Origin of the sequence: Kluyvera chengduensis (genome assembly GCF_044197065.1) — a bacterium.
Classification (GTDB): domain Bacteria; phylum Pseudomonadota; class Gammaproteobacteria; order Enterobacterales; family Enterobacteriaceae; genus Kluyvera; species Kluyvera ascorbata_C.
Window position 1 is genome coordinate 66,953 of the sequence record NZ_JBIQOI010000008.1, and the last position, 14,963, is coordinate 81,915.

The window sequence follows — 14,963 nt, forward strand, 5'->3', positions numbered from 1 at the left end:
GGAGCACTCTATGACGGTCACGACATCGGAACCCACGCCGCTTCTGGCGCATTCGGAGCGAGTATTTCAGCAACTGCGGCAGGAGATTTATCAGTTCATCCTGCTACCCGGCGATCGCTTTACGGAGGTGGAGATAGCCCGGCGGCTGGGATGTTCCCGCACACCGGTTCGCGAAGCGCTGCTGTTGCTGCAAAACGAGGGGCTGGTCAGACGCTGCCTGCGTAACGGCTGGGAAGTGTTCCCCATTGATTTCGATGTCTATGAAGACCTGTACGAGACGCGCGCGCTGATTGAAGCCAATTCGGTGCGCAGCCTATGCAGTTCGACGTCAGCAAAAGTGAACCGCCAGGTGCTCACCAGGCTGAAGGCTATCTGGCAGGTGGCGCCGGAAATCGCGCTGGCGTGTGATGATATCGCTTCGCTGGACGAGCAGTTTCACCTGGCGTTAACCGAGGCGGCGGGCAATCGGGAGTTGACGGCGATTCTGACCAATATCACCAACCGCATTCGCATTATGCGGCGGCTCGATTTTGAATATGAAACCCGGATAACCCAGACTTACAAAGAGCATGCGGAGCTGCTAGAAGCCATTGAACAGCGCGACGAAGCGCGGGCGGTGGCGCTGATCGTCGCGCATATTCAGGATGCCTACAAAGGCGCGAGCACGATCACTCTGCGACGCTTGCAGGATGTGCGGGTTAAGCAAATTCCGTAACCGACGCTATCCGTCGTTTTTATCGGAAGCGGGCAGAATCGGCGGTTTTCCCATCGCCGCCCGCTTCCTGTTCATTTCGTCGAGAATCAGCCGATAAGCGATGTAGTACTTGTAGATATTACCAACGTAGGTCACCGTCTCCGCACCTATCTTCTCGGCCGCCAGATTCTCCACGTTGCCAAACCAGACGTTCGGATCAAAACCGCGCTTTCGTGTCTCTACCCGCAAGCGTGCAATCCGCGCCGGACCGGCGTTATAAGAGGCAAATGAAAACAGCGCCTTATCCAACTGCGTCATCGGTTCATCGCCGTAGTAGCGGTCGATCATCCAGCGCATATACTTCACCCCGGCGTGAATATTGGGGTCGAGCAGTTTGATATCACCGACCTTCAGCTCCTTGCCGGTTTTCGGCATCACCTGCATCACGCCGATGGCCCCGACATGGCTGCGCACTGACTGATTCAACCGCGATTCCTGATAACCCTGCGCCGCCATTAGCAGCCAGTCGACGTCATAACGGTCGCCGTATTTTCTGAAAATTTCTACCATCTGCAAAAACTTACGCCGCTCTTTTTCCGCCGCCGCGTTCTTCACGTATTTCGCACTTTTCAGGTAGCGCAGCAGCAGAGTATTGCCCAACGTGCTGCCCTGACGGTTATCTTTCACAAAGCCGTTAAGCTCGGCGAGGAGCTTAGGATTATCTTTGCGCACCGCCCACGCGATGCTGCCGTTATCGCGCAGCACCACATCCTCATGCACCCGAATTTTTGGGAACACCTGCTTCCAGAAAACGGCCTTGTGATGGTCGACCACCGTCAGCGGGATAAGCCCGGCGTTGAGCATCTCCAGCAAATCTTCATCCTCCAGCGCCTCCGGGGCTGGTTTGATGATAACCGGCGGTTTAGCGGTTTTGACAAACTGTGCGTTGAGCGCGGTCAGGCTCTCGTAATAGCTCGACGATTTACGCACAAACACCGTTTTTCCGGAAAGAGCATCCAGGCTGTTGACCTGCGGCGACGCGGGGCCGGAAATCAGCAGTTCTTTGATATTGTTATAGAAAGGATCCGTAAAGGCGACCGCTTGCTGGCGCGAGGGGGTGATGGTCAGGTTGGCGGCGGCGATATCGCCTTTCCCCTCGTTGAGCGCGGTAAATAGCGTATCGCGGGTTACCGGGACAAAAATAATCCGCACCTTGAGGTGCTTCTGCTTAAGCTTCTTATCCTTCGCAAGCTGTGCGTTCAGGCTGTGCTCGAAGGCGGCGAAAATATCGTGCGTCGCGCCGCGTTGCTGGCCTTTGTCGATAAAAAAGAAGGTCTTACTGTAGGTGGTTAAAACGCGAATCACGCGGCGATCCAGCATACCGGGCAGATCGCCTTTCCACGGCTGCATGAGATTCTCGATGTTCACTTCCAACGCATCGTTTTGTTCATCCGGTTTGGGGTCGGCATAAACCGGGCTGGACAGCAGCAGGGCGCATAAACAGACGGTAATGAGACGATGAAAAGGGGTGGCGTTCATGGTGCGGCACTCCGCAGGGCGCATTCGTCAATTTTAGTCGAATAGCGCTAAAAAACCTGCTTCCGGTAGGGCTTTTTCATGGCGATAGAAGCCGCCATCTGGCTCGTGTTGATGGCAACCGCTACAATGCGCGTTTTGCCATGGAGAGACATCATGACCAGCCTCAATCGTATGCTGTCGGTACTTGATTTGTTCACTGCCGCCCGCCCCGTGTGGGAAGCCGATTGCATCGTCGAAGCGCTGGGATGTTCCACCCCCACTGGCTATCGCTATCTGAAAGAATTGATGCACGCTGGCCTGCTGCAGCGCTTTAACGGCGGCTATTATGCGCTGGGGCCGCGCATCACCCTGCTGGACTATGTCATCCGCAGCACCGATCCACTGCTGGCCGCCAGCATCCCGCAGATGCGCGAACTGGTGACGCTGACGGGCTGCCACTGCACGCTCTCCAGGCTTGATGGCGATGTCTTTCTCGACCTGCACCACGAGTGTTCGAATCAGGAGATTGCACTGATTTACGGCCGAGGCCGCCCGCGCCCGATGTTTTCCGGCAGCGCACCAAAGGTGGTGATCGCTAACCAAACCTCGAAGCAGCAGCGTGGATTGTTCGAACGTTGTCGTGAAGAGGTTCTGGCGGCAGGTTTAGGTGAAACGGAAGAGGCATTTCTTAAACGGATGCAGCAGATTCGCAAAGTGGGCTGCTACCGTGCCAATGAGGAGCTGGCCGTCGGGGTGTCGTCGCTGTCGGTGCCGGTGCGTTTTGCGCCGAAAGAGCACTGCGCGGCGCTGGCGCTGGTCTCATCGACTCAACATTTTGCGCAAAGTAACGTTGGGGAGTGGCAGGACAAACTCAAAAAAGCGGCCCGGCGCATCAGTGCGGCATTAGACGGGGATGAGGTGTAGTAGGCCGGATAAGGCGTTTACGCCGCCATCCGGCAATTTGCCATAAGGCGCCGGATGGCGCTTCGCTTATCCGGCCTACCGCGTTGAGTGGCAAATTAGTAGAGCGCGACTGGCCATTCTGGCGGCGTCTGGCTCATCACTTCAACCATCACATCTTTGATATTGTTAAAGATGGTGGAGATTTCGACCAGGGTGATACCGAGCAAACTGGTTGCGAACCAACAGGCGGCCGCAAGACCGAGCATGCTGCAAATAGCGCCCAGACCGATGTAGTCAGCTTTACGAAGTTTGATTTTCAGGGTACTGGCAACGAACATCAGCACCGCGCTGGTTAACGGCCAACGCAGCAGCGTAACGCCTGCGGTAAGTGAAAGCATGGGACCTTTTCCTCAGAGATAAACAACAAGCTGCCCTGACAGCACTTGTGGATGAGGCACTGGGCGCTCTGGCTATCTGAAGGCATTCACAAATTGAATGAAACAGCGTTTCTGTTTCATTGCAATGTGTGAACTATATCACGTTTGTTGTTTTATTCACCAGAGGTAAACGCAGGATTTTTGTCAATCCAATAACCCTGTTTTAAACAGGGATAAGGCTGCCGCAACTGGTGCGGTAGCCTGAATGCGGGTTAGGCGGAGATCTGGTGACGATAGTCCGTCGGCGTGCGATCGAACTCACGGCGGAATACGCGCGAGAAGGTCTGCTGTGAGACGTAGCCGAGATCCATAGCGATATCAAAGATAGGCCGCTGGGTGGTGCGCAGCGCTTCTGCGGCAAGCAGCAGGCGTCGCTGGCGGATATAGTCGCCCAGCGTCTGATGCATCACGGTGCGGAACATTCTTTGCAGATACCATTTCGAGTAGCCGGACTTGCGGGCCACGATATCGATGTTAAGCGGTTGATCGATATGTTCATCTATCCATTCAATGAGCGTCTGAATAATTTCCCGATGGGACATAAGGCTCTCCCCGTTGTCTATTTTCGCGTCGATTTCTGTTCTGTCGGCGAGTATAATTCCTCAAGTTAACTTGAGGTAAAGCGGATTATGGAAAAAAAATCGACGAGAATAAAAACGCTGCTTTCACCCGGTGAAGTAGCGAAACGAACTGGCGTTGCGGTCTCTGCACTGCATTTTTATGAAAGCAAAGGGTTGATTCGTAGCACAAGGAATAGCGGTAATCAGCGGCGCTATAAGCGTGATGTTTTGCGTTACGTGGCGATTATCAAAATTGCCCAGCGGTTAGGGATCCCGCTCGGTACTATCGGTGAATCGCTGAGCGTCCTGCCGGAAAACCACACGCTGGGGCCGAAAGACTGGAAGCATTTCACCACGCAATGGCGCGAAGAGCTGGATAAACGCATCCACGCGATGGAAGCCTTACGAGACCAACTGAACGGCTGCATCGGCTGCGGCTGCATGTCGTTGCGCGACTGCCCGCTGCGTAACCCCGGCGATAAACTGGGGGAAGAGGGGACCGGCGCGCGTTTGCTGGAAGATGAGTAATCCTTATTTATTTCCCCCTGAGAATTGCGACATTTTTGCCATAGAAATGTTGCTGGATTGCGCATGAACGATAACGTTTGCGCATGGGTTGACCAATTATTCATCGGCATTCGTTAATTTTCATAAACCAGGGCAAACTTCTGTTGAAAAAAGGGGCATAAAAGCCAGATAATCGTTTGCCTTCAAATTTCGGACGCATCTTACGCCGAAAAAGAGCAGGCCAACCTTATCTCGCACACGCCGAGGATAAGGAATTCCGAATATCGTTTTGTCTGCGCGGAGTTAATCGTTTGCTTTTTTGTGGCTCCCCTATTGCCACAAGTCGCACATGGAGATGACGCTTAGCTGGCAGTGGATGTTCCACCACGCAGACGAACGAATGATAAAAACTCTCAGGGGATGTTTTCTATGTCTACGCCTTCAGCGCGTACCGGCGGTTCTTTAGACGCCTGGTTTAAAATTTCTGCACGTGGTAGCTCCGTTCGTCAGGAGATTGTCGCCGGTCTTACTACCTTCCTGGCGATGGTTTACTCGGTGATCGTGGTGCCGGGCATGCTGGGTAAAGCCGGTTTCCCACCGGCTGCGGTCTTCGTGGCAACCTGTCTGGTGGCCGGCGTCGGTTCTATCGTGATGGGTCTGTGGGCAAACCTGCCGCTGGCTATCGGCTGTGCGATTTCACTGACCGCCTTCACCGCTTTCAGCCTGGTGCTGGGCCAGCACATCAGCATTCCGGTTGCGCTGGGCGCGGTATTCCTGATGGGTGTGCTGTTTACCATCATCTCTGCTTCCGGTATCCGTAGCTGGATTTTGCGCAATCTGCCGCAGGGCATTGCGCACGGTACGGGCATTGGTATCGGCCTGTTCCTGCTGCTGATCGCCGCGAACGGCGTTGGCATGGTGGTGAAAAACCCACTGGACGGCCTGCCGGTTGCGCTGGGTCAGTTCGATAGCTTCCCGGTTATCATGACGCTGGTCGGTCTGGCGATGATTATCGGTCTGGAAAAAATGAAGGTCCCGGGCGGCATTCTGCTGACCATCATCGGTGTTTCTATCGTTGGCCTGATTTTCGATCCAAACGTGCACTTCTCCGGCGTGTTCGCGATGCCATCGCTGAGCGATGACAAAGGCAACTCGCTGATCGGTAGCCTCGATATTATGGGCGCGCTGAACCCGGTTGTTCTGCCAAGCGTGCTGGCGCTGGTGATGACCGCGGTATTTGATGCCACCGGGACTATCCGCGCGGTAGCCGGTCAGGCGAACCTGCTGGATAAAGACGGCCAGATCATCAACGGCGGCAAAGCGCTGACCACTGACTCCCTGAGCAGCGTATTCTCCGCGGTAGTGGGCGCATCCCCGGCGGCGGTCTATATCGAATCCGCAGCGGGTACGGCGGCAGGCGGTAAAACCGGTTTGACGGCGATCACCGTCGGCATCCTGTTCCTGCTGATCCTGTTCCTCTCTCCGCTCTCTTACCTGGTCCCAGGCTATGCGACCGCGCCTGCGCTGATGTACGTTGGCCTGCTGATGCTGAGCAACGTGGCGCGTATCGACTTCAACGACTTCGTTGACGCGATGTCTGGGCTTATCACCGCGGTAATGATCGTGCTGACCTGTAACATCGTTACCGGCATCATGATTGGTTTCGCAACGCTGGTGATTGGCCGCGTAGTTTCCGGTGAATGGCGCAAGCTGAACATTGGCACCGTGGTTATCGCCGCGGCGCTGGTGGTGTTCTATGCGGGTGGTTGGGCGATTTAATCTCGCCACTGCCATAAAAAGAACCCGCCTGATGGCGGGTTTTTTGTAGCCCGGCCAAGCGCAGCGCCGCCGGGGCAGGCTCCGAACCGATCCCGGCGGCGCTGCGCTTGGTCGGGCTACACTCGTGCTGGCCTACAGGTCCGGACTTTTTTTCTATTTTCAGCCACCTCTCGTTTCCTTTTGCGTTAATCTGGGTAACGTAAACTCGGAAGCACGATGCTTCATGTTTTGAATAATAAGACAACGCTGTAAACAGGGAACGCATGGAAATATTCTTCACCATACTCATCATGACCCTCGTGGTTTCGCTCTCCGGGGTGGTTACGCGCGTACTGCCCTTCCAGATCCCACTACCTTTAATGCAAATCGCTATCGGTGCGCTGCTGGCGTGGCCGACGTTTGGTTTGCACGTTGAATTTGACCCGGAACTGTTCCTCGTTCTGTTCATCCCGCCGCTGCTGTTTGCCGACGGCTGGAAAACGCCGACCCGCGAGTTTATTGAGCACGGGCGAGAAATCCTCGGGCTGGCGCTGGCCTTAGTGCTGGTGACGGTAGTGGGGATTGGCTTCCTTATCTACTGGATAGTACCGGGAATCCCGCTGATACCGGCCTTTGCGCTGGCAGCCGTACTCTCGCCGACCGATGCCGTGGCGCTCTCCGGGATTGTCGGTGAAGGGCGCATCCCGAAAAAAATCATGGGCATTTTGCAGGGCGAGGCGCTGATGAACGACGCCTCTGGCCTGGTGTCGCTGAAGTTCGCCGTCGCGGTAGCGATGGGCACGATGGTCTTTACCGTCGGTGGCGCTACGGTCGAATTCCTCAAAGTTGCCATTGGCGGCATCCTGGCGGGCTTTGTCGTTAGCTGGTCGTACGGCCGCTCAATGCGCTTCCTCAGCCGCTGGGGTGGCGATGAGCCGGCCACGCAGATTGTGCTGCTGTTCCTGCTGCCGTTCGCTTCTTATCTCATTGCCGAACATATCGGGGTGTCCGGTATCCTCGCGGCGGTAGCGGCCGGGATGACCATCACCCGTTCCGGCGTGATGCGCACCGCACCGCTAGCGATGCGCCTGCGCGCCAACAGCACCTGGGCGATGCTGGAGTTTGTGTTTAACGGCATGGTGTTCCTGCTGTTAGGTCTGCAGCTTCCGGACATCCTCGAAAGCTCGCTGGTGGCGGCAGAAGCTGACCCGAACGTCGAAACCTGGATGCTGTTTACCGATATCATCCTGATTTACGCGGCGCTGATGCTGGTGCGTTTTGGCTGGCTGTGGACGATGCGCAAGCTGAGCCAACGCTTCCTGAAAAAGAAACCGATGGAGTTTGGTTCGTGGACCACTCGCGAACTGCTGATCTCCTCCGTGGCCGGTGTGCGTGGGGCAATCACCCTTGCCGGTGTGCTCTCCATTCCACTGCTGCTGCCTTCTGGCGATGCCTTCCCAGCGCGCTATGAGCTTATCTTCCTCGCCGCGGGCGTGATTCTGTTCTCGCTGTTTGTCGGGGTGATTGCGCTGCCGATTTTGCTGCGTCATATCGAATCAACCGATAACGTGCAGCAGCGTAAAGAGGAACGCCTGGCGCGAGCCGCGACGGCAGATGTGGCGATTGTCGCCATTCAGAAAATGGAAGAGCGCCTTGCCGCGGATACCACTGAGAATATCGATAATCAGCTGCTGACCGAGGTCAGTTCGCGCGTGATTGGTAACCTCCGTCGTCGCGTCGATGGGCGTAACGATGTGGAGACCTCGATGCTGGAGGAGCAGCTTGAACGCCGCTTCCGCCTCGCGGCGCTGCGCTCTGAGCGCGGGGAGCTGTATCACCTGCGCGCGACGCGTCAGATAAGCAACGAGACCCTGCAGAAGCTGCTGCATGACCTCGACCTGCTGGAAGCGCTGTTGATTGAAGATGCGTAGTTAAGTTCGGCGCTGCCCCGGCGGCGCTGCGCTTGGCCGGGCTACCACCGCCGGATGGCGGCTTCGCCTTATCCGGCCTACGAGCCTGTAGGCCTGATAAGCGTAGCGCCATCAGGCACTCACGTCGCGTAGCCCGGGCGAGGCGTTCACGCCGACCTCGGGAATGGCACCATATCTACTCCGGCAGCGTAAACCCCTCACAGCACTTCAGCCACGCCTGGGCGCTGTGAGACAAATAAACCCCTTCCCGCCAAATCATCCCCAACTGCCAGCGCAAATCGCTCTCCAGCGGCAGCCAGCGCAGGGTTTTTTCATCGAGCCTGCGGCAAATCGGCTCCGGCAGAATCGCCACGCCGACGCCCGCCTGGACCATCGCGGCGAGAAAATCCCACTGCCCGCTGCGCACCGCAATACGCGGCTTTACGTCGTAGCGCGCAAACAGCTGCATCAACTGGCGGCTCAGCGCAAAGTCTTCGTTGTAGATAAGCAAAGGATGCGCGGCAAGCTGCTGCGGAGAGACCGACGTTTGCTCCAGCCAGTCGCCGGAACGCGGCACCAGCACGCAGAGCGGGTGGCTGAATAAGAGCCGGGTAGTCAGCGCGCTCTCTTCTTCCACCGGCAGCGCCGTCATCGCCAGATCCAACTCGCCGTTCATCACCGCCTGCTGCACGGTCAGCCCGCCGCCCTCGGAGATTTTCAACTCCACGCCGGGGTAGCGCTGGCGAAACAGGCTGATGGGCCCGGCCATCAGCATGCCGACCATCGGCGGAATGCCGAGTCGCAGTACGCCTTTATTGAGATGGTTAATATCGCTGAGCTCAGCTTCCAGCTGGCGGAATTCGTCGAGAATAGCCAGCCCGCGGTCGAACACCACCTGCCCGGTATCGGTCATTAACAGCTTACGGCCGTCGCGAATCAGCAGGGTGCAGTTCAGCTCATCTTCCAGGTTTTTGAGCATTTTACTGATGGTGGGTTGCGTCACGAAGAGCTTCTCCGCCGCGCGGGTAAAGCTCTGCTGACGAACGACTTCGACGAAGTAGCGCAGCGTTCTGATGTCCATGATTATGCCTCTAAACTATGCTACCAATGAGTTTAATTCATTTTTGTCATCATCGTTGCCCCACTATACTGTGCCTCTCTTTTTTTTCTGGACATCCCTCCATGGCTGAGGCCTTAGGGCGCGTTGTGCCCTCCGTTTTAAACCGTCTCCAGGTTCCAGTACAGGTCGTGCTGTACGCTGGACTGTTTGTTTTTGCTGACTATCTGGTGAACCGGTGGCATCTGCCGCTGCCCGCTAACCTGGTGGGTATGGTGCTGCTGCTGGCGCTGATCGTCTGCCATATCGTGCCGCTAAAATGGGTGCGCGCCGGGTCGCGCTGGCTGCTGGCGGAAATGCTGCTGTTCTTTGTGCCGGCAGTGGTGGCGGTGGTGAACTATGCCCAACTGCTGATGGTCGACGGCTGGCGGATATTTGTGGTGATTGCCCTGAGCACGATGATGGTGCTGGCGGCGACCGCGTGGGTGGTCGATAGGGTCTATCGTTACGAGTTAAAACGGATGCGCCATGAGTAACTTTCAGCTGAGCGTGCTGTGCCTGGCGATTACGCTGGTGCTCTATTTTGCCAACAAACGCCTGTATCGCCGCTTTCGCAAGCTGCCGCTGATGCCGCTGGTGCTCACTCCGGTGCTGCTGGTGCTGATGCTGGTGTTCGGCCATATCTCCTATCAGAACTACATGGGCGAAGCGCACTGGCTGCTGTGGCTGCTCGGCCCGGCAACCATCGCGTTTGCGGTGCCGGTGTATGACAACCTGGCGATCATCAAACGTCACTGGATGTCGCTGTCGGCGGGGGTGATCACGGCGACGGTGGTGGCGGTGACCAGCTCCGTCTGGCTGGCACGGTTGTTTACGCTGTCGGATGAAATTCAGCGTAGTCTGGCGGTACGTTCCATCACCACGCCGTTTGCCCTCGCGGCGGCGAAATCCCTCGGCGGCCAGCCTGAGTTGGTGGCGCTGTTTGTGGTAGTGACCGGCGTATTTGGCATGGCGATTGGCGACGTGCTGTTCCTGCGCTTAGCGATCCGTGAAGGGATGGCCAAGGGTGCGGGCTTTGGCGCAGCATCGCACGGTGCCGGGACGGCGCGCTCCTATGAGCTGGGGCCGCAGGAAGGCGTGGTGGCGAGCCTGGTGATGATGCTGTCCGGCGTGGTGATGGTGCTGGTGGCACCGTTAGTGGGCTGGATTATGTTCTGATGCTACTGCCGGGTGGCGCTGCGCTTACCCGGCCTACAAGGGCGCAATCCCGTAGGCCTGATAAGCGAAGCGCCATCAGGAAAACCTAGCGGTTCAACCGTCGCACAATGCGCTCCACCTGCTGGCGGAAATCGGCAACCACTTCCGCTGTCGTCTGCTTACCCAGGTCCAGCTTCTCGCGGGCCGAGGTAAACTGATCGATAACCTGCAAATCCTCAATATACGGCGTGGCGACAGCGGTAGTGTGCAATGACTGCGCCTGGCGCAATCCGGCGACGACCGGGTCATTCGGGTCAATCACCCCTTTTTCAGTCAGCAGCGTTTCTGCCGCCTTGTTCAGCGGAATACCGCGCTCCAGCCCCAATGCCTCCACCGACTGCGGGTCGCTGACCAGGAAGTTCAGCAATATCGCCGCCTCTTTCGGATGTTTGGTCGACTTCGCCACCGAGAACATTTGCGACGTTTTAAAGTAAACGCCGGACTCCTCCGTTCCCGGCTGCATCACATAGTCGCCGAGCACCAGTTTCGCTGGTGGTGTCATGTTGTTGGCAAACATCCGGATGGTGATATTCCAGGTGAACAGGCCGCCCCATTCGCCGTTAATCCACGGCTTCATCTCATACAGATTGCCCTTGCCGTAGGCGGAAAGCGTTTTCGGTGACGGCAGCACGTGGTCATCGCTCAGCCGCTTCACAAAGTTGAAGGCCTCAATCCACTGCGCCTCATCCCAGGCAAACTTACCGTCGCTGTTGAACATCGGCTGCTGGTGTTGCTGCATCATGTAGGCGTTGAGCAGCAGAATCACGTCCTGATCGACCATGGTGTACGGATAGTAGTTGTTGCCCAGTTTCTGCTGGAATACTTTCCCGGCGGCGAAGAACTCGTCCCAGGTTTTAGGATAGGCCAGCCCGGCTTTTTGCCAGGTGACATCGTTGTAGTAAAAGACCGGCGCGTTAACCGAGATAGGCAGGCCGTTGAGCTTGCCTTTGACGGTAGTGGACTGCAAATCTTTGGCCTGATACTGGCTGAAATCGAGCTCGCCCTTGAGCTTATTGAGGTCGTAATAGCCTTCACCGTTTTTGGAGAAGATGATCAGCCACGGCCAGTTGGTCTGCATCACATCCGGCTCAGTGCCGCTGGCCATCTGGGTGGTCAGGCGCGAGAGGTGCCCGTCCCAGCCGGTGTATTCGGCCTTCACTTTGATATCCGGATACTTTTTCTCGAAGACTTCCAGCGCTTTCAGCGTCGCCTGGTGACGGCTGTTGCCGCCCCACCACGACATGCGCAATTCAACGGGCTGCTGCGCCCAGGCGGAGGTACAGGAAAATAACAGCGATGCGATGACACCTGAAACGAGTTTATTCATTATTTGTCTCCAGGATAGAGGCATTAATAGCGTTATTAAACAGGTGAGTAACAGCAAAATACTGACCAGTCGCTCCGGCGCAGCCTCCTGCCGCGCCGGAAGGCGTGCGGCTTAACGTTTTGTCAGACGGGAAACCAGTTCAAACTCCTTAAAGTTCACCGGCCGCTGCTGCTGCATCGAAATGTTGCCCGCAATGCCGGTGAGGATAGACATCGCCCCGGCGCGGTGGTCGGCGGCGCGTTGCAGCGGGTCGTTGCCCGGCTCGCCGAACAGGTCCGCCAGCATGGCATTATCGCCGCCGCCGTGGCCGCCTTCGCCGAGGTTAAACTCTGCTTTCCACGGTTCGGCAAACATGGGGAACACGGTGATATCGCACTGCTCCAGGCTGCCTTCGTTTTCGCGTTTGCCACCGGCATTGACGTAGGATTTTTCGACGATTTTCATCTCCAGGCGGCCTTCGGTACCGTTAAACACCACGTTCAGCCCTTCCCACGGCAGATAGGCGTTCAGCGAGTAGGTGAGCTGTACCTGGTTTTGGTATTTCACCAGCACCGACATGGTGTCTTCGATGGTGATGCCGTCGCTGAACACGCTTTGGTCGCGGAAGTAGTTATCTTCATGCTCGGCGTCCAGATACAGCGCTTTAAGCTGTTCGTTGTCCGCCATATTCAGCGCAAACGGGTCGTCCTTCGCTTCGGCATAACCATGGGTGCGCGGGTAGAACCGGCTGACGCCACGTTTCTCGGCATTCTCTTTGCCGTAGAATTGCAGGCTGCCTTCGGCGTACACGCGCTCCGGATAGCTCGCCAGCCAGAAGTTCATCAGGTCGAAGTGGTGGGTCGATTTATGCACCAGCAGGCCGCCGCTGTTGCGTTTTTCGCGGTGCCAGCGACGGAAATAGTCTGCACCGTGCTCGGTGTTGAGCAGCCACTCGAAGTGAACGGAGGTGACGTTACCAATCACGCCCTGCATCAGCAGTTCGCGCACCTTGCTGTGGTGCGGCGCGTAGCGGTAGTTGAAGGCCACGCGCACGGTGTGCCCAGTCTCTTCGATGGCGTCCAGAATGCGCAGCGCGCGCTTCTCGTCGATGGTCATTGGTTTTTCGGTGATCACATCGCAGCCCGCATGCAGCGCCCGCACGATATAGTCGTCGTGGGTGCGGTCCATGGTGGTGACGATGACGATGTCCGGCCGGGTTTCGCGGATCATCTCTTCAAACTGCGCCGCTTTCCAGGTGGAGACTGGCTCGGCTCCCTCTTTTTGCAGCAGCGTATTGGCGTAGTTCATTCGCGTCTGGTTGGTGTCGCAAAAGGCGACCATTCTGGCGTTATTACGCCAGGTTCCACCAATAGCGGAAATATATAAACCTGCACGACCCCCGGTCCCGACCAACGCATATTTTTTCATGACATCCTCGATTAATATATCAACACCAAAATCCGCAAGGCGACGCAATGAAACGTATTCCGCATCAATTGATGGAGCTGAACAGCACTTTTATCTGGCACTGGCCCTGGTTTATTCAGGGTGTCAAAAGCGCGAAACAGCACGGTTTCACCGGCATCATCCTGCACCAGCAGGAACTGCTTTCTATTCTTGCGACGCCCTCGCCGTTGAGTCAGAAACTCCACGTCGAGAACTTAATTCATCAGCAACATTACGCGTTGCAGTATTTAAAACGCGTTGACCGTTATCTGGCGGAAAATAACCTGTCGTTCTGGCTTCAGGGGGAAGCGGCGCCTAATGACGACATTATTAAGCGTAAATTTCCCGAACTGACCTTCGACGAAAGAAGCGCGCCGGATTTCTGGCAGCAGTTTTATGCCGCGATACTGCATTCGCTATTACCGTCGTTGCCGCACCTCAGCGGCATGATCCTGAGCCTGACCACCCCGGACTTTCAGACCGCCCGCTGGCAGCAGAGCCTGCACGATGTCTGGAGCCTGCTGCGCGCCCAGGGGAAAAAGCTGGTGCTGCGCGACTTTATCGATGACAGCTGGCCGCGCCAGCAGCTCTCCAACATCCTTGCCCGGCTCTCGGACGACGTTCGCGCCTCTATCAAAGCCACCGAACTGGACTATCACCCCGGTTTTGCCAACCACCCGCACATCGCCACGCTGCCGGGGCATAAAAAGTGGATCGAGTACGATCTTTTCGGCACCGGCTACGGCTGGACCGCGCTGCCGTGCTATCTGGCTGATGAGATCAGCGGCCGCCTGAGCTGGGCGCTGAGCGCCGCCGAAAACGAAATTGAGGCCATTACCTCTCGCGTGAGCTGGCAGTGGCTGCCCGATAGCCGGGTCATGGACTCCGCTAACGCGATTAATCTCTTTGGGCTGTCTGCCGCCAACCAGGTCGACGATGCCGCGCCGTCGGCCTTTGAACGCTGGGCCGAGCATCAGCAGCTTGGCTTTCGCTCGACGCAGGATAAACACCAGCTCTCTGCCATCGTCCACGCCAGCTACGACTGGCTGTGTAAAACGCCGAACTTCCTCGGACGGCGGCTGCACTACCAAAGCCAGATCCCGGAGAGTATTTCCCAGGCGCAGCAGTTGCTGCATATGGACACCCGCAGCGCCAACTGGATGCACGCCTGGCAACCCTTAATGCCGACCGACGACCCGGCGCTTGGCAAAGAGCAGCGCGAGCGGGTGACGCTGGAAAAAGAGGCCGCCTGCTTCCTCGCGACCCGCACGGTACAAAATCTGCGGGAACTGATGCCGCGGATTACCTGCCCGGACGATACGCTAGAGGTGCTGCTAGCCGCCTGGCGCAGCGCGGAAATCTACAGCCAGATGTTCTCTCGCGTGGCGGCGGCGGTGACCGACGCCCTGTGGCTTGACCACTACGGCCCGCAAAGCCTGCCGGCCGATACGCTGCAAAAACATCAACAGCAGTTGCTTCGCTACGCCGACACGCTGGAACGCTGGCTGGTGAATCCGCCCGCCAGCGGCCCGCTGTTCCTGCCGTTGCTGTTAAGCCCGGAGCGCTTAACCCGCTTTGCCAGAAGCCTTGAGTAAAGAATAAAAAGCGCG

14 protein-coding genes are annotated in these 14,963 nt (G+C 57.1%); 8 read left to right on the forward strand and 6 right to left on the reverse strand.

Going from position 1 to position 14,963, the window contains the following annotated elements; genetic code table 11:
• Positions 1 to 10: 10 nt before the first annotated feature.
• Positions 11 to 715: a GntR family transcriptional regulator gene (locus tag ACH1XZ_RS18180; RefSeq protein WP_395596638.1), complete on the forward strand. Its 705-nt coding sequence runs from the start codon at positions 11 to 13 to the stop codon at positions 713 to 715.
• A gap of 6 nt (positions 716 to 721) precedes the next feature.
• On the opposite strand, the gene ACH1XZ_RS18185 is transcribed toward ACH1XZ_RS18180, so the two are convergent.
• Complete coding sequence (locus tag ACH1XZ_RS18185; protein WP_395596639.1) at positions 722 to 2,233, reverse strand: MltF family protein; 1,512 nt, start codon at positions 2,231 to 2,233, stop codon at positions 722 to 724.
• Between the two features lie 153 nt (positions 2,234 to 2,386).
• On the opposite strand from ACH1XZ_RS18185, the gene ACH1XZ_RS18190 reads away from it, so the two are divergent.
• Positions 2,387 to 3,136, forward strand: a complete 750-nt coding sequence (locus ACH1XZ_RS18190; protein ID WP_395596640.1) for an IclR family transcriptional regulator — start codon at positions 2,387 to 2,389, stop codon at positions 3,134 to 3,136.
• Positions 3,137 to 3,231: 95 nt separating this feature from the next.
• Here ACH1XZ_RS18190 and ACH1XZ_RS18195 read toward each other — a convergent pair whose 3' ends face one another.
• Positions 3,232 to 3,513, reverse strand: a complete 282-nt coding sequence (locus tag ACH1XZ_RS18195) for a YjcB family protein (protein ID WP_035895939.1) — start codon at positions 3,511 to 3,513, stop codon at positions 3,232 to 3,234.
• 251 nt (positions 3,514 to 3,764) lie between these two features.
• Positions 3,765 to 4,094: a superoxide response transcriptional regulator SoxS gene (soxS, locus tag ACH1XZ_RS18200; RefSeq protein ID WP_185668463.1), complete on the reverse strand. Its 330-nt coding sequence runs from the start codon at positions 4,092 to 4,094 to the stop codon at positions 3,765 to 3,767.
• An 87-nt stretch (positions 4,095 to 4,181) separates the two neighbouring features.
• Between soxS and soxR the strand changes: the two genes are divergently transcribed.
• From soxR to ACH1XZ_RS18215, 3 genes are all read left to right on the forward strand, one after another.
• Entirely contained in the window at positions 4,182 to 4,640 is a 459-nt protein-coding gene (gene soxR / locus ACH1XZ_RS18205) for a redox-sensitive transcriptional activator SoxR (protein ID WP_035895941.1), read from the forward strand.
• 408 nt (positions 4,641 to 5,048) lie between these two features.
• The gene (locus tag ACH1XZ_RS18210; protein ID WP_395596641.1) at positions 5,049 to 6,398 is read left to right on the forward strand and encodes an NCS2 family permease; all 1,350 of its coding nucleotides are present in this window, start codon (positions 5,049 to 5,051) and stop codon (positions 6,396 to 6,398) included.
• 263 nt (positions 6,399 to 6,661) lie between these two features.
• Positions 6,662 to 8,308, forward strand: coding sequence for a Na+/H+ antiporter (locus ACH1XZ_RS18215; RefSeq protein ID WP_395596642.1), 1,647 nt, complete (start codon positions 6,662 to 6,664; stop codon positions 8,306 to 8,308).
• 175 nt (positions 8,309 to 8,483) lie between these two features.
• Here ACH1XZ_RS18215 and ACH1XZ_RS18220 read toward each other — a convergent pair whose 3' ends face one another.
• The gene (locus ACH1XZ_RS18220) at positions 8,484 to 9,368 is read right to left on the reverse strand and encodes a LysR family transcriptional regulator (RefSeq protein ID WP_395596643.1); all 885 of its coding nucleotides are present in this window, start codon (positions 9,366 to 9,368) and stop codon (positions 8,484 to 8,486) included.
• A gap of 101 nt (positions 9,369 to 9,469) precedes the next feature.
• Here ACH1XZ_RS18220 and ACH1XZ_RS18225 point away from each other — a divergent pair, with 101 nt between their 5' ends.
• Both ACH1XZ_RS18225 and ACH1XZ_RS18230 read left to right on the forward strand, forming a co-directional pair.
• Entirely contained in the window at positions 9,470 to 9,880 is a 411-nt protein-coding gene (locus ACH1XZ_RS18225) for a CidA/LrgA family protein (RefSeq protein ID WP_395596644.1), read from the forward strand.
• Entirely contained in the window at positions 9,873 to 10,562 is a 690-nt protein-coding gene (locus ACH1XZ_RS18230) for an LrgB family protein (protein WP_035895947.1), read from the forward strand. Before ACH1XZ_RS18225 ends, ACH1XZ_RS18230 begins: the two co-directional genes overlap by 8 nt.
• Positions 10,563 to 10,647: 85 nt before the next feature.
• Here the strand turns inward: ACH1XZ_RS18230 and ACH1XZ_RS18235 are convergent, their stop codons facing one another.
• Together ACH1XZ_RS18235 and ACH1XZ_RS18240 are read right to left on the reverse strand one after the other, a co-directional pair.
• Positions 10,648 to 11,931: an ABC transporter substrate-binding protein gene (locus ACH1XZ_RS18235; RefSeq protein WP_395596694.1), complete on the reverse strand. Its 1,284-nt coding sequence runs from the start codon at positions 11,929 to 11,931 to the stop codon at positions 10,648 to 10,650.
• A 108-nt stretch (positions 11,932 to 12,039) separates the two neighbouring features.
• On the reverse strand, positions 12,040 to 13,335 hold the full coding sequence (locus ACH1XZ_RS18240; protein ID WP_395596645.1) for a Gfo/Idh/MocA family protein: 1,296 nt from the start codon (positions 13,333 to 13,335) through the stop codon (positions 12,040 to 12,042).
• Between the two features lie 47 nt (positions 13,336 to 13,382).
• On the opposite strand from ACH1XZ_RS18240, the gene ACH1XZ_RS18245 reads away from it, so the two are divergent.
• The gene (locus tag ACH1XZ_RS18245) at positions 13,383 to 14,948 is read left to right on the forward strand and encodes a hypothetical protein (protein ID WP_395596646.1); all 1,566 of its coding nucleotides are present in this window, start codon (positions 13,383 to 13,385) and stop codon (positions 14,946 to 14,948) included.
• Positions 14,949 to 14,963 lie beyond the last annotated feature (15 nt).